Source organism: Streptomyces sp. NPDC041940 (assembly GCF_055589465.1).
Genome location: NZ_JBVJBP010000007.1, coordinates 61,442 through 86,721, shown reverse-complemented (window position 1 = coordinate 86,721; position 25,280 = coordinate 61,442). Strand labels below are relative to the sequence as shown.

The window sequence follows — 25,280 nt, the reverse complement described above, 5'->3', positions numbered from 1 at the left end:
GCGAGAGTCGGAGAGCTCAGATCGTGACGGCCCGTCCTCGAAGGGATCATCGAAGGCATGGACAGGAACGTGTCCGTCGGGTCCGGTGAGCGGCTCCTGGAGGAACTGGTCAGAGCAGCCCAACTGGCATCACCTGCGGAACTGCCCTTGGTCCTGAACCGGTATGCCGAGGCCATGGGCTTGGGCAGGGCCGTTATCTATCTGGTCGACATCCAGCAAAGACTGCTGGTGCCGTTTGCTGAAGGCGAGCCGCAACTGGAACTCGACACTTCGCTGGCTGGATGGGCCTACCGCACCGACTCCCTCCGAATGGAAGAAACCCCCTCCGGAGGGCTGAATGTGTGGCTGCCCCTGGCGGACGGAGCGGAGCGGCTGGGCGTCGTGGAGCTGAACATGAGCACCTTGGACGGGCTCAAGCTACGGCGCTGCCGAACAGCGGCGCTGCTCCTCGCACTGATCATCACGTCCAAACGCACCTACAGCGACACCATCGCGCAGCGCATGCGTACCAGGTCGATGCACCTGCCCACGGAGATGGTGAGAGCTTTTCTCCCTCCCCGGTCGATCGGCACCGGGCGCGTCGTGTCGACGGCGGTTCTGGAGCCTGCGTACGAACTGGGCGGCGACGCTTTCGACCATGCGTTCACCAAAGACGTCCTGCACGCCGCAGTTCTCGACGGCATGGGACACGATCTGGCGTCCGGACTTGCCACCTCCGTCGCCATGGCAGGCTGCCGTAACGCCCGGCGCAGCGGGGCAGACCTGAACGACCTCGCGAGCACCATGGACGAGGCGCTCGCGAAGTGGCTTCCGGAGCAGTTCTGCACGGGTGTCTTCACCCAGTTGCACATGCCCACCGGTGTACTGCGCTGGTGCAACTGCGGCCACCCGCCCCCGTTGCTCATCCGTCGTCACCGCCTGCTCCACAAGGCATTGGAGCGGTCACCTGAGCCTCCTTTGGGTCTGCCCGCAAGTCTCGCCGGGACCGCCCGTCAGGTGCACGACGTCAGCCTCGAACCCGGTGACCGCATACTGCTCTACTCAGACGGCGTCGTGGAATCACGCGACGAGGCAGGCGAAGAGTTCGGCCTGGAGCGCTTCACCGACTACATCATCCGGTCGACCGCAGCAGGGCAGAGCGCCCCAGAAGTGCTGCGCCTGCTCATCCATGCCATCCTCGAGCATCAGCACAACGAACTCAGCGACGACGCCACGATCTTGATGTTCGAGTGGCAGCCCCCTGATCCGTGGCAAGAGCCAGAAGGCGCAGCCGTGACGCCGGAAAACGGCCGCCGTCAGCCTGCCCGGCGCTTGGACCGCACTCATGACCTCCTCCACCGAGGTCACGGCAGGAGCGCGGCAAACGACTTCGGCACCCGGGATTTGAGGTGCTGCCATTCGCCGGCGCTCACATGGCGCTCCAGAGTTTTCAATACGGTGCGCACCAGTTTTTCGTCGCCGCCTTCGACCGCGTAGGGGAATGCGCTCCGGACCCGTGCGAAGAACTCCTCGTTGCTCATCCTTACGGGCGTGTCGGCAGGCCTCCAGCCGTCGTAGTAGACGCCTCTGACGAGCGTCGGCAGTTGAGCTCCGAACTGTACGGCCGTCTCGACCGGGAGACGATCCCGAAGCGGGTGCAGCACGGCCCGCAGTGCCGCGTACGACTGCTTACGCCGTTCTTTGGGCCACTCGAAAGCCTCCTCGACGTCTCTGAGGAGCCGATTGGCCTTGTCCACCATGGTGTCGAACGAGGAGAAACCTGTATCGACCATTTTCGTGGGCCTTTCGTTTCGGGCGCCTCACGGGCTCAGTCCGCGAGGTCGGCCTTGCCGAACAGGACCGCGTAACTGGAGGGGAGTTGGCTGATGATCTGATTCAGTTCTCCGCCGGTGACAGCGTCGGCAACGGTGGTCAGGACCGCGCTGCCGTCCCACTGCGCCGTACGCGGCCGGGCACCCGTGCGCTCGGCGATCCGGCGGTAGAACTCTTCGATCCCGAAGCTCTGCGCCTGCTGCGGCGTGGCATGGTCCAGAACCTCTTTCAGCGGGCCAGGCAGTTGGGATGCGAGGTCCTTGACCTCTCCCGGGCTGATCCGTTGGGCCAGCACCTCCAGCACGGCATTGGTGACGTTCGCGGCTTCGCTCTGGTCCTTATATTCGCCTCGCTCGCGTACATGGGCGAGGAATCCGTCGTATTTCATCGCTGCCTCCTTCTGCGCCGGTCACCGCCGGTCATGGGGGTTACCGCTGGTCGTGGGGGTCGCCCGGTGCGCTGTAGCGTCGGCCGCGTCCGCCCGTCGGCGCATAGCTGCCGTTGGCAAGGCTCCTGGCCCTGGACACTCCCGCTCGGACTTACGCAGGGCACTGAGGAAGCGTCCGGGACCCCAGGAACGGCCGCCCAGGGCCTGTTCGGGGTCGGTCGCCGCTCGTCGGGCCGGACTCTTGGAGCGCGTCGGTGATGTGTTCGACCTCGTCGTCGAGGTGTTGCTCGGCCATAGCGGACGTACGGCTTGCCGTGCCCGCGGTGCCGGCCATCCCCGGCGAGTACAGGGTGCTGCCCGGTCCGGCGCCCGGGCGGTAGCGGCGGGCTCCTGCGCGCTCCCGCTCCTGACGGCGGGCGGTGCGGTCGGCGAGCCGCAGGTCCCGTGCACGGCCTGCCGGACGCGGGGCGGAGGCGGTCTCGTGCGTCCCGTAGCGATCGGCACGGCCGTGAGCGGAATTCGGCGGCTGCGCGCCTGGCGTCTGCGGCGCCGAAGGATGCCGGTGGCGAGCAACTCGCCGCGTCTCCGTCGTCGTGAGGGGTTGCGAGAAGGGACATCCTTCATGGGTCACCCCGGGCGTCAAGCCTCATGGCCCGGCCGCGGTGCCGGACGTGTGTCCGGAACCGCGGTCGCATCTCAGCCGCTGCTCCCGGTGCTTTCACTCGTCTCGCTGATCTCGACGTGCCGGGGCTTTGCGACCTCGGCCTTGGGGACGGTGATGGTGAGCACCCCGTCCGACATCTGCGCATTGATCTTTTCGGTGTCGACCTCTCCGGGCAGCCGCAGCCGGTACTCGAAGGCTCCGGTGCGGCGGGTGCTCCGTCGCAGGACACCTTTGCGTTCCTTCTCCTTGATCTCTCCGGTGACCACGAGCTCCTGGCCGTTCGCTTCGACGTCGATGTCCTTGCTCTTGACGCCGGGGAGTTCGATCTCGATGCGGAAGGCGTCGTCGGACTCCGTGACATCCGCCAGAGGCGTCCACGCGACTGCGGGCGCCGCGCCTCCCACCGTGGATTCGATCAGTCCGCTCATCTCGCTGAGCAGTTGGTCGAACTCCGTCAGCGGATTGCGTGCCCAGCCAACGGGCCTTTCCTGCACTGCGCCACCGCGGTGGCGCCTGACGGGCGTGGCCATTCCCATCGCCTCCTTCTCCTTCTCGTGATCTCGTCGCCGCTGGGTGTCATGCGAGCCAAGCGGACTCCTTCCGACGGGTGTGCGGGGAGCTGTCGGTGCCGCCGGGCGCGGCCGTGTGGCCCAGGTAGCGGTGCACGAAGTGGATGCTCATCGCGCCTTCGCCGACCGCGGAGGCCACGCGTTTCACCGAGCCGCTGCGGACGTCGCCGGCGGCGAAGACGCCGGGCAGGCTGGTCTCCAACGTCAGGCAGTCGCGGCCCTGGCTCTGCCACAGTTCGGGGACGGAGCCCGCCTGCGCCTCGGCCCCGGTGAGCACGAAACCGCGCGCGTCGAGGGCGAGCGCGCCGGACAACCACTCGGTGTGGGGCTCGGCGCCGGTGAAGACGAACAGGGCCCGCACCGCCAAGTGGTGGTTCTCGCCCGTACGGTGGTCGACCACGGTGACCGCCTCCAGCACCTCGTCGCCCAGTGCCTCGGTCATCTCGGTGTGCAGCAGCACGCGCACCCGCGGGTGGCGATCTACCTGATCGATCAGGTAGCGGGACATGTGTGCCTCGAGGCTGGGTCCACGGACGAGCAGATACACCTGCGGTGCGTACCCAGCCAGGAAGAGCACGGCTTGGCCCGCGGAGTTGCCTCCGCCGACGACGGCCACCGGGTCGGTGCGGCACTGCTGGGCCTCGTAGACGGTCGCCGAGTAGTGGACGCTCGTTCCCTCCAGGCGTTCCATGCCGGGCACCTGGAGGCGGCGGTAGCGAGCGCCGGTCGCCAGGACTACGGCGCGGGCGGTGATCTCGCTGCCGTCGGCGAACCCGACGGCGTAGTGCCCGTCCTGCGGTTCGAGCCGAGCCGCCTCCGCCGGGACGCTGATCCTGGCGCCGAACTTGTCGGCTTGGAGCACAGCGCGTTCGGCTAGTTCGGCGCCGGAGATGCCGGAGGGGAAACCGAGCAGATTCTCGATGCGGGACGACGTGGCGGCCTGGCCGCCGCTGGCCATGGCCTCGGCCACGGTCGTGTCCAGGCCCTCCGAGGCGGCGTTCACCGCGGCAGCGAGACCAGCGGGTCCAGAGCCGACGATCAGGAGATCCCCGTGATGGTTACCAGCAGGCAGCGAGGGCAGGCCCATGACCCGGGCCAGTTCCGCGTTGCTGGGGTTGCGCAACAGAGTGGTGTCCCGCCATATGACGAGCGGTGTCTCCTCCGGGCCGACGCCGAAGCGGCGCAGCAGCTCCTCGGCCTCCTCGTCGGTCTCCAGATCGATCCAGCGGTGCGGCAGCCGGTTGCGGGCGGCGAACTCACGCAGCCGCCGGGTGTCGGGCGAGTAGCGCGAGCCGATGATGCGGAAACCGGCGCCCTGCCCGACAAGCAGGGCACGGCGGCCCAGGCAGGCGCGCAGCACCACATCGCCGAGGACGGAGTCCCTGGTCACCAGGTCACGCAGCTGGTCCATGGACAGGGCGAGGACCTCGCCGGGGTCCCTGACCAGGGCGGTGTAGAAGGCCACCTGTCCGTTGAGGAGCCCGAGTTCGCCGATGAAGCGGCGGGAGCCATGCACACGCAGCAGTCGTTCGTCGGGCGTGCCGTAGCCCTCGACGATGGCGACCGAGCCACTGAGGACGACGTAGAACGTCTCGCACCGCTCCCCCTCCCGGATCAGCACGTCATCGGCGTCGACCGCGCGCCGCCGGCCATGCTGCACCAGGCGGGCCATCTGGTCATCCGACAGGCGGGGATAGGCGCCGTAGATGTCAGCTGTCTCGAAGGGGACGCTCTCCTCCGCGTCGTCCGGCACAGGCGCCGGACTTGGCCGCGTCTCGTCGCCGGCCATCACACGAACGCCTCGTGGGCGAAGCACCACCGCCAGTCCTCGCCGGGCTCCAGTGACGCCGCGATCGGATGGCCGTCGGCGGCGGCGTGACGGCGCGCGTGCCGGTTCGGCGAGGAATCGCAGCAGCCGACGCGGCCGCAGGTCAGGCAGAGCCTGAGGTGGACCCACGGGGAGCCGAGCAGCAGACACTCTTGACACCCTTCGGGGGTCAGTGGCCGGACCGGCCGGACGAGCGCGAGGTGGGGGTCGGTTCCTACGGTCATGGCTGATCATCCTTTCCCGGCCGGTTCGCGTCCCGCGATCGACTGCTCCACCCACCGCCGCAGGGCAGGGGCAGGTGCGGCACCCGCCTGCCGCGCGATGGTCTGTCCTCTGTCGAGGACCAACAGCGTCGGTACCGCCTGGACCTCGAACCGCTGCGCCAGCCGCGGGTTCTTGTCGATGTCGACCTTGACCAGCTTGATCTTTCCCGCGAGATCGGCGGCGACCTTCTCCAGCGCGGGGCTCACCATGCGGCAGGGGCCGCACCAGGTGGCCCACAGGTCAACGACGACGGGCACGGTGGCCTTCTCGACGACCTCCGTGAAGTCGTCGTCGCCCGCGTCGGCCATCCACGGCAGAGGCTGCTTGCAGTTGGCGCACCTGGGGCGGCCCTCGGCGGCCACCGGTACCCGGTTGGTGCGCCCACAGTGCGGGCAGGTGACGTTGGTTGCCTGCACGGTACTCATGCCGCCGTCGCTCCCTTCACGTCCTCGGGTTGGTCATAGGTGACGACAAGCTCTCCGTGCTCGGCGTCGACGCGGACCTTCGCGCCGTCCTGGACGTCGCCGCGCAGCAGGGCGCGCCCGACCAGCGTCTCGACCTCGTGGGAGATGTAACGCCGCAGCGGCCGGGCGCCGTACACCGGGTCGTAGCCCTGGTGGGCGATCAACTCCCTCGCCGCATCAGTGAGTTCGACGGTGATGCGGCGTTCGGCGACCCGCTGCCGCAGCTCGTCGAACTGCAGCTCCACGATCCGCTCGATCTGCCGCTCACCGAGCGGCTTGAACAGCACGATGTCGTCGACGCGGTTGAGGAACTCCGGGCGGAAGTGCCCGCGCAGCTCACCCATCACCAGGGCACGGGCGTCCGGCTTGATCTCACCCTCCGCGGTGGCGCCGTCGAGGAGGTGCTCGGAGCCGATGTTGGACGTCATGATGATCACGCTGTTGCGGAAGTCGACGGTGCGGCCCTGGGCGTCGGTGATGCGGCCGTCGTCGAGGATCTGCAGCAGGGTGTTGAAGACGTCGGTGTGCGCCTTCTCGATCTCGTCGAACAGCACCACCGAGTACGGCTTGCGGCGTACGGCCTCGGTGAGCTGGCCGCCCTCCTCGTAGCCGACGTATCCGGGCGGGGCTCCCATGAGCCGGCTGACGGTGTGCCGCTCCTGGTACTCGCTCATGTCGAGGCGGACCATGTTCTCCTCGGAGTCGAACAGGGCTCGGGCGAGGGTCTTGGCCAGCTCGGTCTTCCCGACGCCGGTGGGGCCGAGGAAGATGAACGAGCCGATCGGGCGGCGAGGGTCGCGGATGCCGGAGCGGGCGCGGATGATGGCGTCGGCGACGAGCTTGACGGCCTCGTCCTGGCCGATGACGCGCTCGCGCAAGATCTCGTCGAGGCGCAGCAGCTTCTCGCGTTCGCCCTCCTGGAGACGGGCGACGGGGATACCGGTCCAGGCGGCGACGATCTCGGCGATCTCCTCCTCGGTGACGACCTCGCGCAGCAGCCGGTTCTGCCCTTGTTTGGAGGCCAGTTGCTCCTCCTCTGCGGCGAGTCGGCGCTCCAGCTCCTGGAGGCGGCCGTAGCGGAGTTCGGCGGCGCGGTTGAGGTCGTAGGCGCGTTCGGCCTCCTCCGCCTCGTGGCGGACCTGCTCCAGTTCCTGGCGCAGTTCCTGCACGCGGCGGATCGCCTGGCGTTCCGCCTCCCACTGGGCGTGTTTGGCGTCGGCCTCGCCGCGCAGGTCGGCCAGTTCCCTGCGCAGCTCCTCCAGGCGGGCTTTGCTGGCGGGATCGGTCTCCTTTGACAGGGCGGCCTCCTCGATCTCCAGGCGGGTGACGCGGCGGGTGATCTCGTCGAGTTCGGCGGGCATCGAGTCGATCTCGGTACGCAGCCGGGCGCAGGCTTCGTCGACGAGGTCGATGGCCTTGTCGGGCAGGAACCGATCGGTGATGTAGCGGTGGCTGAGGGTGGCCGCGGATACCAGCGCGGTGTCCTGGATCTTCACGCCGTGGAAGATTTCCAGGCGTTCGCGCAGTCCGCGCAGGATGGAGATCGTGTCCTCCACGCTCGGCTCGTCGACCACGACCTGCTGGAAGCGGCGTTCGAGGGCGGCGTCCTTCTCGATGTGCTTGCGGTATTCGTCGAGGGTGGTGGCACCGATCATGTGGAGTTCGCCGCGGGCGAGCATCGGCTTGAGCATGTTGCCCGCGTCCATGGCCCCTTCGGCGGCGCCCGCGCCTACGACGGTGTGGAGTTCGTCGACGAAGAGCAGGATGTGCCCCTGGGCGGCCTTCACCTCGGACAGCACGGCCTTGAGGCGTTCCTCGAACTCGCCCCGGTACTTTGCCCCGGCCACCAGGGAGCCCATGTCGAGTGCGAACACGGTCTTGTCGCGCAGTCCTTCGGGCACATCACCGCGGACGATGCGCTGCGCGAGGCCCTCGACGATGGCGGTCTTGCCGACGCCGGGATCGCCGATGAGGACCGGGTTGTTCTTGGACTTGCGGCTGAGGATCTGGGTGACGCGGCGGATCTCGGCGTCCCGGCCGATGACCGGGTCGAGTTTGCCGCCCCTGGCCTCGGCGACCAGGTCACGGCCGTACTTCTCCAGGGCCTCGTACGCCACTTCGGGGTTGGCCGAGGTCACGCGCTGGTTGCCGCGGATCTGGGTCAGCGCGCTCAGGAACGAGTCCCGGGTGATGCCGTGCTCCTTGAGCAGCCGTCCCGCGGCGGTGGACGAGCCCTCCTCGGCCAGGGCCAGCAGGAGGTGCTCCACGGAAACGTACTCGTCCTTGAGGCGTTTGGCCTCCCGCTCGGCCGCGTCCAGCAGCCGGGACAGGCGCTGGGTGACGAACACCTGGCCCGGTGCCGCCCCCGGGCCGGTCACCTTGGGCCGGCGGGAAAGCTCCTCACGCACAGCCGCACTGAGCTCCTCGGGCTCCCTGCCCGCCTGTTGCAGCAGCCGGGGGATCAGGCCATCCTCCTGGTCGAGGAGCGCGAGCAGCAGGTGCTCGCCGTCGACCTCGGTCTGGTCCATGCGGACGGCAGCGGTCTGCGCCTCCTGGAGGGCTTCCTGTGACTTCTGGGTGAGACGGTTCATGTCCATGGGGGTGAGTCACTCCTCCTGCCGCGGTCGCGCAGTGCGGCTTCGAGCAGGCTGATGCGGTCGAGCAGGTCGAGCACCAGACCGATGGATGCGTAGTTGAGGCAGAGTCCGGAGCGCAGCCGCTGGACGCGGGCGAGGACCGCCGGGGCCGCGGGGTCGAACACCAGGCGCCCCGAGGCGTCGCGCTCGGCGTCGACCAGTCCGAGGGCGACGAACCGGCGGACCAGGTCGGGGTGGAGGCCCGAGCGGCGGGCCACGGTGTCCAGGGACAGCCTGGGTACGGGGACGAGCGCGTAGCGCACGGCCGTGGATCCGGCGCTCGTCCGTACGGGACGCCCGCCCGCGTCGGCCCGGGCGGTCCGGCCGCCGGTCGCCGCCCCTGAGGGTCGGTCGCTCATCACGTCCTCCTGGGGTCGTACGAAGAGGTGGCGGCGAGCTCCTCGAACAGCTCGCGCTCCCGGTCGCCGAGGGCGGGCGGCACCATGACGCGAAGTTCGGCGTACAGGTCGCCGTTCGCACCGCGCGGGTTCGGCATGCCCTCGCCGCGCAGCCGCAGTCGCCGGCCGCTGGACGAGCCCGCGGGCACCGTGACCTTGGCCGTGCCGCCGCCGGGGGTGGGCACCGGCACGGTCGCACCAAGGGCCGCCTCCCAGGGGGTGACGGGGACCTGTACGTGGACGTCGCGGCCGTCCAGCCGGAACCGGGGGTGGGGCTGGATACGCACCCGCAGGTACAGGTCGCCCGCGGCGGCTTCACTACTGCCCCGGCCGCCCTCGCCCGCCAGACGGATGCGCTGCCCATCGGTGACGCCGGGCGGTACGTCGACCTCGTACCGCCGCGGCTGCCCGGTGGGGCCGGCGAGCGTGACGGTGCGGCGGCCGCCCCTGTACGCCTCCTCGACGGTGAGCGGCAGCTCGGCCTCCTGGTCGGCCCCCGGTACCCCGCCGGGGGCGCCGCCTGCTCCGAAGAGCGAGCCGAGCAGGTCCTCGATGTCGACGCCCTCCGCTCCGAAGTCGTCGCCGAAGCCGGTGTACCGGACATGGGGGCCGCCCGCGCCCGCGGTCCTCCGACCACGGAAGCCGCCCCCGGGTCCCGCGCCGGCACCGACCCGCTCCTCCCAGTCCTCGGGGACCTTCCGGAAGTCCTCGCCGAAGCGGTCGTAACGGGCCCGTGTCTTGGGGTCCGACAGGACGCTGTACGCCTCATTGAGGTCCTTGAAGCGTTCCTCCGCGCCCGGGTCCTTGTTGACGTCGGGGTGGTACTTGCGGGCGAGTTTGCGGTATGCCTGCTGGATCTCGTCCTGGCTCGCGGTCCGTGACACGCCCAGCACCTCGTAGAAGTCCCCTGCCATGACCGGTCACTCCCGCTTCGCGACGGTCACGGCGGCGGGCCTGAGCTGCCGTTCGCCGTCTCCGTAGCCCGGGCGCAGCACCTCGACGACCGTGCCCGGCGGAGCATCGGGGTCCTGGACGACGCCGACCACCTCGTGCCGGGCCGGCTCGAAGGCGACGCCGGTCTCCGCGTGCCGTGGGTAGCCGAGCAGTTCGAGGACGTTCACCCCCTGGTCGCGGACCGCCCGGACGCCCTCCACGATCGCGCCGGGGTCGGATCCGGCGTGGGTCAGGGCGAGTTCGAGGTTGTCCAGGACGGGCAGGAAGGCGGCGGCCGTACGAGACCGCTCGGCCGTCCGCTCCCGCTCCAGTTCCCTGGTGTGGCGCTTGCGGAGATTGTCGAGGTCGGCGAGCGCGCGCCGCCAGCGGTCCTCGAGTTCCTTGAGCTCGGCCGTGTGCTGGTCTTCGGACGGTGCGGGGCCGCCGGCCGCGTCGGGGCCGGGTGCCTCGCCCGTGTCGGACCCCGGCCCGGCGGGCGGGCTCGAGCGCGGAAGATCCCCTCGGGGAGGGCGTGCGGCGCCCTCCGGAGCCGGGTCGGCCGGGTCCGGCACGGCCGGGTCGGATTCCCTGGGGTGGATCGGCATGGCGGTTCCTCAGTCCTTGTCGAACTCGGCATCGATGACGTCGTCGTCACCGCCACCGCCACTCGGGCCGCCACCGGTCGCACCGTCCCCGGTGGTGTCCTGGTCGGGACCGCCCGCGGTGGCGCCGACCTGATGCGCCGCCAGCCCCGACAGCACCTGCTGGAGTTCGGAGGTCAGGGGCCGCACCCGCTCCACGCCCGCCTCCTCCTTGACCGCCGCCCGGGCATCCGACACCAGCATCTCGGCGCGTGACTTCTCGTGCGCGGGTGCCGCGTCGCCGAGCTCAGCGAGGCGCTTTTCGACCTGGTATGCGACGGCGTCGAGCTCGTTGCGGGCGTCGACGGCCTCGCGCAGGGCCTTGTCCTCGCCCTGGTTGCGCTCGGCCTCCTGGACCATGCGTTCGACTTCGCCGCGGTCGAGGTTGGAGCTCTCGGTGATGGTGATGCCCTGTTCCTTGCCGGTGTCCTGGTCTCGGGCCTTGACGTTGAGAATGCCGTTGGCGTCGACGTCGAAGGTGACCTCGATCTGCGGTTCACCGCGCGGCGCGGGGCGGATGTCGGTGAGCTGGAAGCGGCCGAGCACCCGGTTGTCGGCGGCCCGTTCGCGCTCGCCCTGGAGGACGACGATGTCGACGGCGGGCTGGTTGTCCTCGGCGGTGGAGAAGGTCTCGGTGCGGCGCACGGGGATGGTGGTGTTCCGCTCGATGATCTTCGTCATCACGCCGCCCCGTGTCTCGACACCCAGCGACAGGGGTGTGACATCGAGCAGCAGGACGTCCTTGACCTCGCCCTTGAGCACCCCGGCCTGGATCGCGGCGCCCAGGGCCACGACCTCGTCGGGATTGACGCTCATGTTGGGTTCCTTGCCGCCGGTCAGCCGGCGCACGAGGGCCTGGACGGCGGGGATGCGGGTGGAACCGCCGACGAGGATGACCTCGTCGATGTCGCTCTCGCCGACCTTGGCGTCGGCCATGGCCTGCTGGACCGGTTCCAGGCACCGCTCCACCAGGTCGCTGGTGATCTGCTCGAACGTGGACCGCATGACCGAGTCGGTGAGGTGCTTGGGTCCCGAGGCATCGGCGGTGATGAACGGCAGACTGACCTGCGTCTGCGTCACCGAACTCAGCTCGGTCTTGGCCTTCTCCGCCGCCTCGAACAGGCGTTGCAGGGCCTGCGGATCCTTGCGCAGATCGACGCCGTTCTCCTTCTGGAAGTCGTCCGCGAGGTAATCCACCAGACGCCGGTCGAAGTCGTCACCGCCCAGGTGACTGTCGCCCGCCGTGGAACGCACCTCCACCACGCCGTCGCCCACGTCGAGGATGCTCACATCGAACGTGCCGCCACCGAGGTCGAAGACCAGCACCGTCTCGTGCTGCTTCTTGTCCATGCCGTACGCGAGGGCGGCCGCGGTCGGCTCGTTGATGATCCGCAGCACCTCCAGTCCCGCGATCCGCCCGGCGTCCTTGGTGGCGGTGCGCTGGGCGTCGTTGAAGTAGGCGGGCACGGTGATGACCGCCTCCGTGACCCGTTCCCCGAGCTGCTTGGACGCGTCGTCGGCGAGCTTGCGCAGGACCTGCGCGCTGATCTCCTCAGGCGCATGGAGCTTGTCGCGCACCTTGAAGCGGGCGACGCCGCCCGGGCCCTCGACGACGTCGTACGCCACCGCCCTGGCCTCGTCCGGGATCTCGTCGAAGTGCCGGCCGATGAACCGCTTGGCCGAGTAGATGGTGCCCTTGGGATTGAGGATCGCCTGGCGCCGGGCCAGCTGGCCCACCAGCCGTTCCCCGGTGTCGGTGAAGGCCACCACGGACGGTGTCGTACGGTTGCCCTCGGTGTTGGGCACGACGGAAGGTTCGCCGCCCTCCCACACGGCGATCACCGAGTTCGTGGTGCCCAGGTCGATGCCCACTGCCTTGGCCATGAGGAACTCCTCCCGTGCGGCGGCAAGCGCCGGCACTGCGGATCTGATCGTTCAGGTAGGGGCGGGACGTCCACGGGCACCGGCGGTCCGCAACCCGCCGAGCAGCCGTACCGCCTCGTCGGCGACCGCTTCGTCCACGACGACGTCGTACCGGCTGGGCTGCATCGAGCGGACGGAGGCGAAGTCCCGTCGGCCGCCCTGCAGGGCGTACAGCAGCAGGCCGAACAGCGCGCCCACGATCGCTCCGAAAATCAGGCCGTAGAGGGCGACGAGCAGGGCGGATACGAGCGGGTCCACCCAGTCGACCAGGCCGAAGAGCCAGCCGATCAGCGCTCCGGGAAGGGCCCCGCTCGCCGCTCCGTGCAGGGCGGCCCTGCCGTAGTCCATACGGCCGACGACCTGCTCGACGAGCCTGACGTCCTGTCCGATGATGGCCACCCGCTGCACGGGAAACCCCTGGTCCGAGAGGTGGTCGACGGCGCGTTCGGCTTCCTGGTACGTCTCGTACGTGGCGACGGGCCTACGAGGCTGCTCGCTCATCGCCCAGTCCTTCCTGCCCGTGTGCACGGCGGCCCCGGCACGCCCCCAGACTCGCGAACCGAGCAGCTCAGCGCCTGCACCCGGCAGGTCAAAGAACAACGGAGCCCGTCCCCCCGCGAGCACGAGCGGGACACTCCGGACATCTCGGGTACGTTGGTCGGGGAACGCGTAGAGGAAGAGGCACTGTCACCTCTCTGGGGGCTCAGGGAAGGGAGTAATCCCATGGCCGGTTTCAGGGGCCGGAGCGTGTACCGACGCCGTCCCGACCGGGAAGGCGGCCTTCCGCCGGGCCGTCTGGGACAGCACCCCACGATCTCGCGGCGCGGGTCTCGCCCGCCCCTTTCCACCCTGGCATCCCACAAGTGGCCGGCAGTCTCTCGCGCCCTGTTCGACACTCGGGACGAAAGCGAGATCCTGCGCCTGGCCATGAACCACGTGTCGGCTGTCGGCCCGTACAGAGCCGAGGCCGGATACCTCAGGGTGCACGGCCATATGGTCCCCAGCCCGCAGGTCGGGCCGGGTCATGCCTCAGCCGTGGACCGGACGGTGCGAGAGCTGACAGGGCGGGACGTCCCCGTAACCATTCCCGGCCGATCCAGGGGCAGGGGCAGGGCCTTGGCCCTGCAGGGACCCGGTGGACTGCATGGCTACCTTGTGGTGACGTCTCGCTCGCGGCCTACCGAGGCCCAGCACTTCCTGCTCGCCACGCTCGTACGCCTCACCGCCGCAGCCCTGTCGGTCGCCGTCGCGCACCGCCGCCAGCAGGAAGACGCCCTGGAGTTGCACCGACTACGACGGGAACGGACAGCCTTCCAGCGACGGCTGGTCTCTCTCGTGGTCGAGCTGGGATATCAGCGGGCCGTGCACGAGGCCCTCGCCGAGGTCGCGGCCTCAGGCGGCGGCGAGGAGGCCATCACCAGCGCACTGCATGCGCTCACCGGATTTCCCGTGCTGGTGGAGGACCGCTTCGGCCGACTGCGGTCCTGGACCGGTCCCGGCCGGCCCGACCCCTATCCGGAACCGGACCCCACACGCCATGAGGAGATGCTCCAGGGGGTCGCCCGGAGAGGCGGACCCGTGCGCATCAACGACCGGCTGATCTCCCTGGTACGCCCCCGCGGTGAGGTCCTCGGAGTACTGGCCCTGGTCGATCCCAAGGACGACGCCGACGAGTACACCGTGTTCGCGCTGGAGCACGCCGCCACGTCACTCGCCGTGGAACTGTCGCACCTGCGCCATCTGGCGGAGGTCGAGCTGCGACTGCGCCGCGAACTGGTCGACGATCTCCTGGGGGGCACGGACGAGGCGAGCGCCTACGCCCGGTCCGAGGCGTTCGGACACGACCTGCACCGCATCCAGTACGTGGTCGTCGTGCAGTGGAGGAACCGGGCCGCGGACGACGCTTTCGCGCGGACCGTGGGCCGGGCGGCTTCGGCCGTGGGCATGCCGTCGCTGGTGAGTCGGCGTTCCGACCACGTGGTCCTGGTCGCCGAGGGCAGCCCCCACGACCACGCCTTGTACGAGACGCTCGCCCGGGAGACCGGAACACCGGACGGGACAATCGGGGTGAGCGCCCGCTGCGACACCCCGGACGGTATCCCCGGCCGCTACCAGGAAGCACTGCGCGCCCTGGAGGTACGCCGCCGGTCCCGAAGGCGATACGGCACGACGTTCTTCGACGATCTGGGCCTCTACCGCATCCTGGGGCCTGGAAACGAATACCAGGAGCTGGAGGCGTTCGTTCGGGAATGGCTCGGACCCCTCGTCGACTACGACGGCCGGCACCGTACGGCGCTCGTGGAGACCCTGTCCCGGTACTTCGACTGCGGTGGCAACTACGCCGAGACCGCCGAATTCCTGGCGATCCACCGCAGCACGCTGCGCTACCGGCTCCAGCGCATCCGTGAGATCAGCGGCCATGACCTCACGAGCGTGGAGGACCGCCTCAACCTGCAGGTCGCGACCCGGGTGTGGAAGATCATGCTGGGCGGACCGGGTTGAGGAGCCCACGCACCGCGGGGCCGGCTCCACTGTCCCCATCGCCATAGGAGCAGGCTTCCCCTCCGCCGAATTGGCTCGTCAGGTATCACCAGACGGTCGGCAGCGCCTCGAAGACGACCCTGCCGCATACACACTGCGAATGTCCTGCTCCGAGCGGTTACTCCGCGCTGCGGAAATCGAACCTTCGACTGTGTCCTATGCGGTGAGGCAAAGGAGGCGCTTGTAGCAGCACAGGGCGGCTGCGAGGCCGAGGAAAACCAGGTAGCTGCGGGGATTGCGATCACAGCGGGGGGTGAGCGTGCGGGGCCGGTTCCGTCGGCCGCCACAGAAAGGCCCGCTCCCCCAGTTTCCAGGGAAACCTTTCCGCACGGCCCTGTTTGATCTTGCTCGGGCAAAGGGTCGTTTGTGAGAGTCACGCCGCGCTGTACCCGTGGCCTTGGCAGTCCGTTTCGAACTTCCGGCCCGGATTCGGGAATCCGGCCGGTCGAGGAAGAACAGACGCACCAGAGTGGGCTGGGCAGTCAGTCCTTGGCCGGCGAAGTACCTGTGCGGTGTTGGCTCGGGCTGATGCCCCGCACCTTCTTGAACGCGGTGCTCAAGGCAAAGGGGGTGGAGAAACCCACGCGAGCGGCGACCGCGCCGATTGTCATGCCGGGCTCGCGGAGCAGGTCGGCCGCCAGGGTGAGCCGCTGCTCGCGCAGGTAGGTCATCGGTGGCTGTCCGACCAGTTCGGTGAAGCGCCGGGCCAGGGCCGCCCGGGATGCTCCCGTCCTGGCTGCCAGGGAATCGACGGTCCACGGGTAGGCGAGGTCGGCGTGCAGCAGTCGCAGGGCTGATCCGACCGCCGGATCGCTGTGCGCGCGGTACCAGGCGGGAATCCGTACGCCGGGGCGGGTGAACCACGACCGCAGCGCGGTGATGAGCATCAAGTCGAGCATCCGGTCCAGCACGGCCTGCTGGCCCGGTGCCGGGCGGGTGACGTCCTCGAACGCCGCCGCGCTGACGGGGCAAGCTCCCTGCCCGGCCTCGACGACCGCGAGTGGCGGCAGCGCCGCGAGGAGCCGCCCCGGCATGCCGCTTTCCACTGTGTACAGGCCGTTGAGCAGCACCGTGCAGTCCGGCCCGGGCTCGCCCCAGTTGCTTATGCCTTGAGTCGTCCCGGCTTCCTTCCCTTCCGGAGTCGTGCAACGCCCGTCTGGGTGGACCGTTACGTCGGGCTCGGAGGCCGGGTCGTCGGCTATCACGTACGGAGTGCCGCCGCTCAGCACCGCGACGTCGCCCGGACCCAGTGGCATCGGATCGCCGGTAGCGGGAATCACCCAGGCGGTGCCGCGCAGAGGAACTGCCAGTGCCATCGGTGAACCGTCCTCGAAGCGCACTGCCCAGGTGCCGTGTGGGGAAGACCGGTTGAAGAGCGCTCCCGAGGTCCGCACACCGTTCAGCAGGTCCGTGAGCGGGTCCGCGCCGACCATGGGCTGGGGATTCATGCGGGTCAGCGTAGACGAATGCGTATGGACACGAGCGTGCCCGCCATGGCTGGCGCGGAGGGCTGCTGGTTGTCTGGAGGGCATGGACAGCGAGACGATTCTGGTGACGGGCGGCACGGGCAAGACCGGCCGCCGCGTGGTGCAGTTGCTGAACGAGCGGGGTGTCGCGACACGGGCTGCCTCCCGGTCCGGCGAGGTGTCCTTCGACTGGACCGACCGCACCACCTGGGATCCCGCACTGCGGGGCGTGAGCGCGCTGTATCTGGTCGCGCCCGGCCTCGGCAGCCCGCAGGCCGCCGCGGACGTCGCCGCCTTTGCCCAGCTGGCGGCGAAGGCTGGGGTCCGGCGCGCGGTGCTTGTCTCGGTTCCCGCGAGCGAGGGCCTGGACCAGGAGCAGGTGCTGGCCGTGGAACGGGCGGTGAGGGGAGCGGGCCTCGAATGGACGGTGCTGCGGCTGCGCTGGTTCTTCCAGAACTTCAGCGAGGACTTCCTGCGCGATCCCGTTCTCAGCGGTGAGGTCCGCCTGCCGGCCGGAGAAGGCAAGGAGGCCTTCATCGATGCCGACGACATCGCCGCCGTCGCCGTCGCCGCCCTGACCGAGAACGGACACAACGGACAGGTGTACGAACTGTCCGGGCCCCGGCTGATGACCTTCGCCGAAGCGGTCGCGGACATCGCGGCCGCCACCGGCCGTGACATCCGCTACGTAGCGCTGAGCGCCGAGGCGTACGCGGACGAACAGCGTGCCCATGGAGTGCCCGAGGAGTGGGTGCAAGTGTCCGTCGATCTGTACGCCCACGTGCGCTCCGGCGGCCTCAGCACACTCACCGACGACGTCCGCAAGGTCCTCGGGCGGCCCCCGCGGGACTTCTCCGACTACGCCAAGGCCGCTGCCGCGCAGGGCGCCTGGACCGTATAACGCTCGTCTGACATCCGACGCCTACCTGACCTTCCGGGCAGGGGAGCTCCCCAAGTGGACCTCCCCTGCCCGGATTTGTATGCCCGCATGCAAATGCGCGCATGAACCCGCATCCATACACCTGCGAGTAAGGGAGAAGTACGTGAGAGGACTGCACGGCAAGAGGATCGTCATCGCCGGGGGTGCTACCGGTATCGGCGCCGCCTCGGCCACGCGGCTCGCCGAAGAAGGTGCCTCGGTAATCGTCGGCGACATCAACATGGACGCGGCGCAGGCGACGGCGAGGCAGGTGACCGATGCCGGGGGTGCCGCGCTCGCCGTTGAGTTCGACCTGGCCGACGAACGCTCGATCCGGGCCCTGGTCAGCCAGGCCGTCAGCGAACTCGGCGGAATCGACGGGCTCTACAACGTCGGAGCCGACCTGTCCGGGGACACCATGGGCCGCGACACCGACCTGCTGGGCATGGACCCGGCGGTCTGGCGGCGCAACCACGACGTGAACCTGCTCGGTTATGCCCTCACCTGCCGGGAGGCCATCCCGCATTTGCTGGCTCAGGGGGGCGGCGTCATCGTCAACACGTCCTCCGGTGCGGCGTGGGGCGGCGACCCCTCGCGTCCCGCGTACGCCGCCTCCAAGGCGGGCGTCGGTGCGCTGACCCGGCACATCGCGGGCCGCTGGGGCAAGGAGGGCATCCGCTGCAACGGTGTCGCCCCCGGTGTGGTGATGACCGACGCCTTCAAGCAGAGCGATTCCGAGGACGTGAAGGCGTGGGCCCTGCGGTCCATCCGGGCTCCGCGGCTGGGTGAGCCCGAGGACCTGGCCGCCGTTGTGGCCTTCCTGCTCTCGGAAGACGCGGCCTACGTCAGCGGCCAGGTCTGGTCGGTCTGCGGCGGCTGGAGCCTGCGCGAGTAAATCCGAGGGCCTTCTCGGACAGCCTCGACGCACCCCCCTGAACAACCGCTCTGACGAAGCCCGTGACGGGCGTCCGTCAGAGTCCGGACAACCGTTGAGGGACGCCGGGATGCGAGCCGCGCAGCGGTCGGCCTGTGACGCGACCGGTCGCTGCCTCCTTTTGATCACCTCGTGGACTGTCTGTCCTTCACCACACACACGCAGAGCCATCTCCATGCGAGGAGACAGAGATCATGACTGAAACGACGACCGTGGACACCGGTACCGGCTACGGCCGTAAACGCCCGTCGCACGACGCGCGCCTGACCGAGGTCGGCCCCGGAACCCCGATGGGCGAGGCGATGCGCCGCTACTGGCACCCGGTAGCCACCTCCGAAACGCTCACCAGCGATCAGCCGCACCGCATCCGCGTACTGGGCGAGGACCTGATCGTCTTCCGCGACGGACGGGGACGCGCCGGCGTGGTCTACGAACGGTGCGCGCACCGCGGCAGCAGCCTGTTCTACGGCCGCATCGAGGACGACGGCATCCGCTGCTGCTACCACGGCTGGAAGTTCGACGTCCAGGGCCACTGCCTGGAGCAGGCGTGCGAGCCCGGCGGCGGCCGCCGCCGTGAGGTGGCACGCCAGCCCTGGTATCCGGTCGAGGAACGCTACGGCCTGGTCTTCGTCTACATGGGCCCGCCCGATCGTAAGTCGGTGATGCCGCGCTACGACGCCCTGGAACCTCTCGAAGAGGGAGAGCAGTACTGGGCGGGCTGGCCGGTGCCCGGGGCGGAGGTGACGGGCATGGAGCAGGACTTCAACTGGGTCCAGATCTGGGAGAACGCGATCGACAACGTGCACGTCACCTGGCTGCACTACGCGCACAGCGGCATGCAGCTCACGGGGACGGGCACGCCCGAAGGGCTGCCGGAGAGCTTCTACGACCCGTCCCTCGTCGCGGAAGTGACCAGCTACCACAGGACGGATTTCGGGGCAAAGTACCACCAGCGGTTCGAGGGGACCGGCCCGGACGGTCAGCCGACCGAGCTGGAGTGGCGTCTGGAGCAGCAGCTCCCCAATATCATCGCGCTGCCGGACTTCACCCAGGTCACCCCGGATGCCCGGCACAACCTGCTGATCTGGATCGTGCCCAGCGACGACACCCACCACCGCGTGTTCTTCTCCATCCGCGCCGCCGACCCCGGCCGCCTGCAGCGGCTGGTCTTCGGCATCAAGCAGAACGGCAAGATGTTCTGGGAGATGACCGAGGACGACCTGCGGAAGTACCCGAGCGACATCGAGGCCCAGGGCTCCCAGGGCCCGATCACCCTGCACTCGGAGGAGACGCTGGCCACCTCCGACCGCGGCGTGGTGATGGTGCGCCGGATGCTGCGCACCATGGTCGACGACGTCGAGGCCGGGAAGGACCCATTGGGCGTGAGCCGAGACGACGGTCCGCCGCGGCACATCGACTCCGGGGTGTTCACCGTGCCCCCCGACTCCGACGCGATTCTCCAGGAAGGCACGGCCCCGGGCGGGCTGTCCGCACCGAAGCCGGCCGCGCACGCTCCCGGGGCATGACGGGTGGCGACGACCTGGACGGACGCGGTCGTCGTCGCCCGGGCGGCGGCCACAGCCAACATCGCGGTGCTCGATCTCGCCCCGGCCCACGGCACGGACTTCCCCGCGTACACCGCCGGGGCGCACATCGACGTGCTGCTGGACCGGTGCGGGCTGATCCGCCAGTACTCCTTGTGCGGTCCGCCCGGCACCGGTCACTACCGGCTGGCCGTGCTGAACGACCCGGCCTCCCGGGGCGGGTCCCGGGCGATGCACACACTGGAGGTGGGTGACCGGCTGCGGATCTCCGCACCGCGCAACCGGTTCCCGCTCACCGCCGCGCGCCGGCATCTGCTGTTCGCCGGCGGCATCGGCATCACGCCGCTGCTGGCCATGGTCAGAAGCCTGGATGCCGAGGGTGGCGACTACACGTTGCACTACTGCGTACGCAGCCGCGCCGACGCGGCCTTCGTCGCCGAGCTGGCGGACAACCCCCGGGTCGCCCTCCACTTCGACGACGAGGACCCGGGCCAACGGCTCGACGTGGACAGCTGTCTGGCAACACCCTCGCCGGACACGGCGGTCTACGTCTGCGGCCCCGGCGGCTTCATGGATCACGTGCTGGTCCGGGCCGAGGCGGCGGGCTGGCCGCCCGCCGCGCTCCACAAGGAACGGTTCGCCGCCAGTGCCCCGGATCCGGACGCCGCGGAGCCGGGCGCGTTCACCGTCCGGGTGGCCTCCACGGGCGCCGAGTACCAGGTCCCCGAGGACCGCAGTGCGCTCGATGTCCTGCTGGAGAAGGGCATCGACGCCCCGTCCTCCTGCCAGCAGGGCATCTGTGGAGAGTGCGTCGTACGGGTCCTGGCCGGCGAGCCCGACCACCGCGACGACGTCCTCAGCCCGGACGAACAGGCCGATGGCCTCTTCGCGCCCTGCACGTCCCGGGCGCTGTCACGGGTCCTGGAGCTGGACATGTGAACGGCCGGGCGGCCGGTCATGGCCGGCCGCCCGGCATCACAACGGGGGCCTCACTTCTCTTTCCACCCTCTTTCGACAAGGAGCGCACATGGATCCCACCCGAGCATCGCGCGATGGGCAGCCCGGTTTAAACAGTTCTCCGACCGACGCCGACGACCCCGGAATCCCGGGCGCCCTGGCGGCGTGGGGCCCACGAGTCTGCGGGAAACTCATCGACACCCTGGTCGTCGCGGTACCGAGCTTCCTGTTCTATTTCCTCGGCGAGCTCTTCCTCGATGCAGGCGCCTGGATCGGCACGGTTGTCAGCATGATCGGCTGGCTCTGGGTGATATACGAAATGGGCACCACCGGCCAGTCGATCGGCAAGCGCCGGATGGACATCCGGCTGGTGGGCGAGCGAACCGGTCAACCGGTCGGCTTCGGCAAAGCCATCGTCTACGAGGTCGCACAGATCCTGGACGCGCTGCCCCTGGGAGTCGGCTACCTCTGGCCACTGATCGACAAGAAGCAGCAGACCTTCTCGGACAAACTGCTGCACACCCTGGCCGTCCGTGCATGACCAGACCGAAAGGTCACGTATACGCACTCGCGCCCCGGAGTTCTGACGCTGGCGCGGCACCGTCCGGGTGCGAGTGCCGTGTCAGCCGCGCCCCGCGCACGCCTGCTCGGCGACATCGCCCTCAGCGGACTCAGCCTCACCAAGGCCCGCGAGCGGGGCATCGCCGACCGGCCTTGACCAGGCTGGCCGGGTTGTGGAAGATCAGGCCCACTCGCTTGGCCCGCGCGAACAACTAACGCAGGGGGACAAGTTAATGGTGATCTTGGTGCCAACTACCCCTCTTTTGTGCCAACTAAAAATCCTCGTCACAGGCCCTCAGCGCCGCACCCGCGGCATCCCCAACCCGATCCACGAGATGATCTCCCGCTGGATCTCGTTGTTGCCGCCGCCGAAGGTGAAGATGACCGCCGAGCGGTAGCCGCGTTCCAGTTCGCCGTGCAGGACCGCGCCCGCCGAGCCCTCCTTCAGGGCTCCCGGTGCCGCGACGATCTCCATGAGCCAGGCGTAGGCGTCGCGTCGGGCCTCGGAGCCGTAGACCTTGACGGCGGAGGCGTCCTGCGGGGTGAGGGTGCCTTCCTGGACGGAGTTGACCATCTGCCAGTTGAGCAGCTTGAGGGCGTCCAGCCGGGCGTGGGTGCGGGCCAGGAGGCGGCGTACCCAGGGCAGGTCCGCGACCCTGCGGCCGTCGGCGAGCTTGGTCTCCGTCGACCAGCGCCGCACGTCGTGCAGGGCGCGGATCGCCATGGTGCCGTGGGCGGCCAGGGTCACGCGCTCGTGGTTGAGCTGGTTGGTGATCAGCCGCCAGCCCTGGTTCTCGGCGCCGACCCGGTGGGAGACGGGGACGCGGACGTTCTCGTAGTAGCTGGCCGTGGTGTCGTGCGAGGCGAGGGTGTTGATCAGGGTGCAGGAGTAGCCGGGGGCGGTGGTCGGCACCAGCAGCATGGTGATGCCCTTGTGCGGCGGGGCGTCCGGGTCGGTGCGGACCGCCAGCCACACCCAGTCGGCCGTGTCGCCGTTGGTCGTCCAGATCTTCTGGCCGTTGACGATGTACTCGCCCCCGCTCTCGCTCCCGCTCTCGGCTTCGCTCGAGCCGGAGGGGCCCCCGTCCTCCCGTACCGCACGGGTCCGCAGTGAGGCGAGGTCGGTGCCCGCGCCGGGCTCGCTGTAGCCGATGGCGAAGTCGATCTCGCCGGAGAGGATCTTCGGCAGGAAGTAGGCCTTCTGCTCGTCGGTGCCGTAGCGCATGATCGTCGGGCCGACGGTGTTCAGCGCCATCAGGGGCAGCGGGACGCCGGCCTGGGCGGCCTCGTCGAAGAAGATGAACTGCTCCATGGCGGTCAGGCCCCGCCCGCCGTACTCCTCGGGCCAGCCCACGCCGAGCCAGCCGTCCGCGCCGAGCCGCCGGATCGTCTCGCGGTAGAACCGCTTCTGGTCGGCGGGGGCGCCGTGCCGGGCGTAGGCGTGGTCCGGGACCAGTGCGGCGAAGTAGGCGCGCAGTTCGGTGCGCAGCCGCTGCTGCTCGGGCGTGTATTCGAGGTGCACGGCGCCTCCAGGCTCCCCAAGGCCGGTCCTGTCGGCGCACACCGTAGAACGTGTTTCAGAAATAGGGAATGGCGATGTCAGTTCAGGGTGGCGAGGAAGTCCGTGCACGCCCGCGCGCACGCACGGCACACCGCCGCCGAGTCCTCCGCCCCCGGCTGCCGGTCGAAGGCCTGGGCGGCCTCCAGGCACACGGTCCGGCACCACTCCACCTGGGCACGGATACTGCCCTCGTCCACCTGGTTCTGCTCGGACAGCACACGGCAGGTCGCGTCGCAGACCTCCGCGCACATGATGCCCTTGCGTCGTACGAGTTCCTGGTTCTCGGTGCCGTCGGGATCCACAAGGCTCGCGCGCAGCGCGCACGCCCGCGCGCACTCTGTACACGCCTGCGCGCAGGCGAAGCGGTCCTCCAAGAACCGGAACAGCTCCTGCTGGGATGTCGTCGGAGTCACACCGCGCGGGTAGCCCCGGTCGACGCCCGTCAAACCCGGTGTTCCCAAGGGGTGCGTGCGAGGTGCCAGGTTCATGGTGAGGACCAGGGGTACTCGCGCGCCATGCGTACCGCATGGATGGAGATGGCCGCGGGCCGTGGCGCCCTCGGCATCGGACTGGTCGTGGCGGGTGTGGTGGTCGTGGCCCTGCTGCTGGGGGCCTTCGCCCTCGGCGTTCGCATCAAACGCAGGGAGCCGCCCACGCCGCGCCCGGAGGAGCAGCCGCGGCTGCCCGACGGCGGCCCGGTCGGCGAGGTCAGTGAGCGCCGGGAACCCGAGGAGGTGCCGAGAAGCCAGGGCCGGCTGACGCCGCACCGGCTGAAGGCCCACGGCAATGTGAGCGACCGGAGGAGCGCGTCGCAGGAGCGCCCCCGGTGGAACAAGGGCAGCAGCGGTTCGTTCGGCAGCGGTGGCCCGGGCGGGGGGTGATCCCGCGCGGCATCGCCGTCCCCGGGCGCCCCGGCGCCATCCCCCGGCGAACATCGAAAGGGCTCGTGCCTGTGCACGGGCCCTTTTTCCATGCCCGGGCCCGGTTTCCGCGGCCGAGCCCGGCCGGAGTGAGGTGGATCACAGGATCTGGGTGCAGCGTGGGGCGGGGTCCAGCGTCTTTTCAGAGGTGTAGATGGCCACTGAGACGCGGGACGGTGAGGATGGAGCAGGTTCGGGCGGACGGCTTCGACGAGTTCGTGGCCGCCCGTTGGTCCGCGCTGCTCCATGTCGCGCGGCTGCTCACGGGGGGCGACCGGCAACGGGCCGAGGACCTGGTGCAGGAGGCCCTGGTGAAGCTGTGGTTCGCCTGGCCGAAGGTCGCGGAGCAGGCCCCGGAGGCGTACGTCCGCACGGTGCTGGTGCGGATGGCGGCGCGCTCGGCGCGACGGCGCTGGTGGGGTGAGCGCCCGGTGGAGCAGCTGCCGGACCGGGCCGACCCGGGCGATGTGTCGTCCACCGTGGCGGAACGCTCGCGGCTGGAGGCCGCGTTGGCGCTGCTGTCGCCGAAGCAGCGGGCGGCGGTGGTACTGCGCTACTACGAGGACCTGCCCGAGGCCCAGGTCGCCCAGGCGCTGGGCTGCCCCGTGGGCACCGCACGGTCCCACGCGTCACGCGGAGTTGCACGGCTCCGCCAGATCCTGTCCGACGCCGTCAGGCCCGTGGGGTGAAGGGAGAAACGATGGACGACTTCGAGCGGGACCTGTCGCGCCTGATGCGCGAAACCCAGCAGCACACTCCCTACGAGCCCGCGCAGCGGCAGCGGCTGCACCAGGGCATCCGGGCCCGCCGCCGGTCGCGGATGCTGTGGAAGGCGGGCGGCTCCGCCGTGGCGGTGGCCGGGCTCAGTGTCGGGCTCGCCCTGCTGCCCAGCATGCTCACCAAGGCCCAGCCCGCCGATCCCCGGCCGCGGCCCGCGACCAGCCCGACGCCCACGCACGACGACGGTCCCACGACCGGCGCCCCGGATCCGAGCCCGACCCCGACCGGGTCGGCGACGTCGGTGCCCGCGACCTCACCCGGCAGCAGCACACCGACCGGGACCACCAGCACCCCGACCGGCCCGCCCCCGACCGCCACGCCCTCCGGGAGCAGCACCGGCACGGCACTCCCCTACTCGCCCCCTCCCCCGACCAGTACGTCCGTCCCGCCGACCGTCCTGGAGACGACACAGGAGCCCTCCGCGTCAGTCAGTTCCGAGTAGCCGCCTGAGCGGCGCATCCCGCCAGGGGCGTCATCGCCCCGCACTCCCCCACCGCACCACCGAGACGGGCGCCTTCGTCATGCCCCGAACCGGCGCCCGCGTTTGCCGCGCGCCAGAAAGAGACCGGTAAGCAGC

General features: G+C 69.8%; 24 protein-coding genes and 2 pseudogenes. 10 read left to right on the top strand and 16 right to left on the bottom strand.

Features of this window, described 5'->3' with window-relative positions; all coding sequences use genetic code 11:
- Positions 1–57: 57 nt before the first annotated feature.
- Positions 58–1,248, top strand: a pseudogene (locus ACZ6I3_RS14620) (PP2C family protein-serine/threonine phosphatase); the annotation flags it as partial.
- Between the two features lie 95 nt (positions 1,249–1,343).
- Here ACZ6I3_RS14620 and ACZ6I3_RS14615 read toward each other — a convergent pair.
- From ACZ6I3_RS14615 to ACZ6I3_RS14560, 12 genes are all read right to left on the bottom strand, one after another.
- Positions 1,344–1,739 carry a DUF2267 domain-containing protein gene (locus ACZ6I3_RS14615; RefSeq protein ID WP_469415023.1) on the bottom strand — a complete coding sequence of 132 codons (396 nt, stop codon included), beginning with the start codon at positions 1,737–1,739 and terminating at the stop codon, positions 1,344–1,346.
- Positions 1,740–1,807: 68 nt separating this feature from the next.
- Positions 1,808–2,200 carry a DUF2267 domain-containing protein gene (locus ACZ6I3_RS14610; RefSeq protein WP_469414690.1) on the bottom strand — a complete coding sequence of 131 codons (393 nt, stop codon included), beginning with the start codon at positions 2,198–2,200 and terminating at the stop codon, positions 1,808–1,810.
- A gap of 696 nt (positions 2,201–2,896) precedes the next feature.
- Entirely contained in the window at positions 2,897–3,394 is a 498-nt protein-coding gene (locus tag ACZ6I3_RS14605; RefSeq protein WP_469414688.1) for an Hsp20/alpha crystallin family protein, read from the bottom strand.
- A 46-nt stretch (positions 3,395–3,440) separates the two neighbouring features.
- Entirely contained in the window at positions 3,441–5,222 is a 1,782-nt protein-coding gene (locus tag ACZ6I3_RS14600) for an FAD-dependent oxidoreductase (protein WP_469414686.1), read from the bottom strand.
- Positions 5,222–5,485 (bottom strand): UBP-type zinc finger domain-containing protein, encoded by a 264-nt coding sequence (locus tag ACZ6I3_RS14595; protein WP_469414684.1) that lies wholly within the window; start codon positions 5,483–5,485, stop codon positions 5,222–5,224. The genes ACZ6I3_RS14600 and ACZ6I3_RS14595 overlap by 1 nt, the downstream gene beginning before the upstream one ends.
- A 6-nt stretch (positions 5,486–5,491) precedes the next feature.
- A complete protein-coding gene (trxA, locus tag ACZ6I3_RS14590) occupies positions 5,492–5,950 on the bottom strand; it encodes a thioredoxin (protein WP_469414682.1) in 459 nt (152 codons plus the stop codon).
- Positions 5,947–8,586 (bottom strand): ATP-dependent chaperone ClpB, encoded by a 2,640-nt coding sequence (gene clpB / locus ACZ6I3_RS14585; RefSeq protein ID WP_469414681.1) that lies wholly within the window; start codon positions 8,584–8,586, stop codon positions 5,947–5,949. Before clpB ends, trxA begins: the two co-directional genes overlap by 4 nt.
- Entirely contained in the window at positions 8,577–8,984 is a 408-nt protein-coding gene (locus ACZ6I3_RS14580; protein ID WP_469414679.1) for a chaperone modulator CbpM, read from the bottom strand. The genes clpB and ACZ6I3_RS14580 overlap by 10 nt, the downstream gene beginning before the upstream one ends.
- Positions 8,984–9,937 carry a DnaJ C-terminal domain-containing protein gene (locus ACZ6I3_RS14575; protein WP_469414678.1) on the bottom strand — a complete coding sequence of 318 codons (954 nt, stop codon included), beginning with the start codon at positions 9,935–9,937 and terminating at the stop codon, positions 8,984–8,986. Before ACZ6I3_RS14575 ends, ACZ6I3_RS14580 begins: the two co-directional genes overlap by 1 nt.
- 6 nt (positions 9,938–9,943) lie before the next feature.
- Complete coding sequence (locus tag ACZ6I3_RS14570; RefSeq protein WP_469414676.1) at positions 9,944–10,561, bottom strand: nucleotide exchange factor GrpE; 618 nt, start codon at positions 10,559–10,561, stop codon at positions 9,944–9,946.
- Between the two features lie 9 nt (positions 10,562–10,570).
- Positions 10,571–12,481, bottom strand: coding sequence for a molecular chaperone DnaK (gene dnaK, locus ACZ6I3_RS14565; RefSeq protein WP_469414675.1), 1,911 nt, complete (start codon positions 12,479–12,481; stop codon positions 10,571–10,573).
- 51 nt (positions 12,482–12,532) lie between these two features.
- Positions 12,533–13,021: a YflT domain-containing protein gene (locus ACZ6I3_RS14560; RefSeq protein WP_469414673.1), complete on the bottom strand. Its 489-nt coding sequence runs from the start codon at positions 13,019–13,021 to the stop codon at positions 12,533–12,535.
- 222 nt (positions 13,022–13,243) lie between these two features.
- Here ACZ6I3_RS14560 and ACZ6I3_RS14555 point away from each other — a divergent pair, with 222 nt between their 5' ends.
- On the top strand, positions 13,244–15,022 hold the full coding sequence (locus ACZ6I3_RS14555) for a PucR family transcriptional regulator (RefSeq protein WP_469414671.1): 1,779 nt from the start codon (positions 13,244–13,246) through the stop codon (positions 15,020–15,022).
- Between the two features lie 195 nt (positions 15,023–15,217).
- Here ACZ6I3_RS14555 and ACZ6I3_RS14550 read toward each other — a convergent pair.
- Positions 15,218–15,325: pseudogene (locus ACZ6I3_RS14550) on the bottom strand (IS5/IS1182 family transposase); the annotation flags it as partial.
- A 218-nt stretch (positions 15,326–15,543) separates the two neighbouring features.
- Positions 15,544–16,509, bottom strand: a complete 966-nt coding sequence (locus ACZ6I3_RS14545; RefSeq protein ID WP_469414670.1) for an AraC family transcriptional regulator — start codon at positions 16,507–16,509, stop codon at positions 15,544–15,546.
- 82 nt (positions 16,510–16,591) lie between these two features.
- Between ACZ6I3_RS14545 and ACZ6I3_RS14540 the strand changes: the two genes are divergently transcribed.
- The 5 genes from ACZ6I3_RS14540 (at position 16,592) to ACZ6I3_RS14520 (ending at position 21,422) form a co-directional block, all read left to right on the top strand.
- The gene (locus ACZ6I3_RS14540) at positions 16,592–17,428 is read left to right on the top strand and encodes an NmrA family NAD(P)-binding protein (protein WP_469414669.1); all 837 of its coding nucleotides are present in this window, start codon (positions 16,592–16,594) and stop codon (positions 17,426–17,428) included.
- Between the two features lie 142 nt (positions 17,429–17,570).
- Positions 17,571–18,341 carry an SDR family NAD(P)-dependent oxidoreductase gene (locus tag ACZ6I3_RS14535; protein ID WP_469414668.1) on the top strand — a complete coding sequence of 257 codons (771 nt, stop codon included), beginning with the start codon at positions 17,571–17,573 and terminating at the stop codon, positions 18,339–18,341.
- A 233-nt stretch (positions 18,342–18,574) separates the two neighbouring features.
- Positions 18,575–19,906: a Rieske 2Fe-2S domain-containing protein gene (locus ACZ6I3_RS14530; RefSeq protein ID WP_469414666.1), complete on the top strand. Its 1,332-nt coding sequence runs from the start codon at positions 18,575–18,577 to the stop codon at positions 19,904–19,906.
- Between the two features lie 3 nt (positions 19,907–19,909).
- Positions 19,910–20,863 (top strand): PDR/VanB family oxidoreductase, encoded by a 954-nt coding sequence (locus ACZ6I3_RS14525; protein ID WP_469414664.1) that lies wholly within the window; start codon positions 19,910–19,912, stop codon positions 20,861–20,863.
- A gap of 88 nt (positions 20,864–20,951) precedes the next feature.
- Positions 20,952–21,422 (top strand): RDD family protein, encoded by a 471-nt coding sequence (locus ACZ6I3_RS14520; protein WP_469414662.1) that lies wholly within the window; start codon positions 20,952–20,954, stop codon positions 21,420–21,422.
- A 315-nt stretch (positions 21,423–21,737) separates the two neighbouring features.
- On the opposite strand, the gene ACZ6I3_RS14515 is transcribed toward ACZ6I3_RS14520, so the two are convergent.
- The gene (locus ACZ6I3_RS14515; protein ID WP_469414660.1) at positions 21,738–22,964 is read right to left on the bottom strand and encodes an acyl-CoA dehydrogenase family protein; all 1,227 of its coding nucleotides are present in this window, start codon (positions 22,962–22,964) and stop codon (positions 21,738–21,740) included.
- 77 nt (positions 22,965–23,041) lie between these two features.
- Positions 23,042–23,416, bottom strand: a complete 375-nt coding sequence (locus ACZ6I3_RS14510) for a four-helix bundle copper-binding protein (protein WP_469414658.1) — start codon at positions 23,414–23,416, stop codon at positions 23,042–23,044.
- A 102-nt stretch (positions 23,417–23,518) separates the two neighbouring features.
- Between ACZ6I3_RS14510 and ACZ6I3_RS14505 the strand changes: the two genes are divergently transcribed.
- The 3 genes from ACZ6I3_RS14505 (at position 23,519) to ACZ6I3_RS14495 (ending at position 25,145) form a co-directional block, all read left to right on the top strand.
- On the top strand, positions 23,519–23,884 hold the full coding sequence (locus ACZ6I3_RS14505) for a DUF6479 family protein (RefSeq protein WP_469414656.1): 366 nt from the start codon (positions 23,519–23,521) through the stop codon (positions 23,882–23,884).
- A gap of 221 nt (positions 23,885–24,105) precedes the next feature.
- Positions 24,106–24,612, top strand: a complete 507-nt coding sequence (locus tag ACZ6I3_RS14500; protein ID WP_184595762.1) for a SigE family RNA polymerase sigma factor — start codon at positions 24,106–24,108, stop codon at positions 24,610–24,612.
- Between the two features lie 11 nt (positions 24,613–24,623).
- A complete protein-coding gene (locus ACZ6I3_RS14495) occupies positions 24,624–25,145 on the top strand; it encodes a cellulase (protein ID WP_469414655.1) in 522 nt (173 codons plus the stop codon).
- Positions 25,146–25,280: the final 135 nt, after the last annotated feature.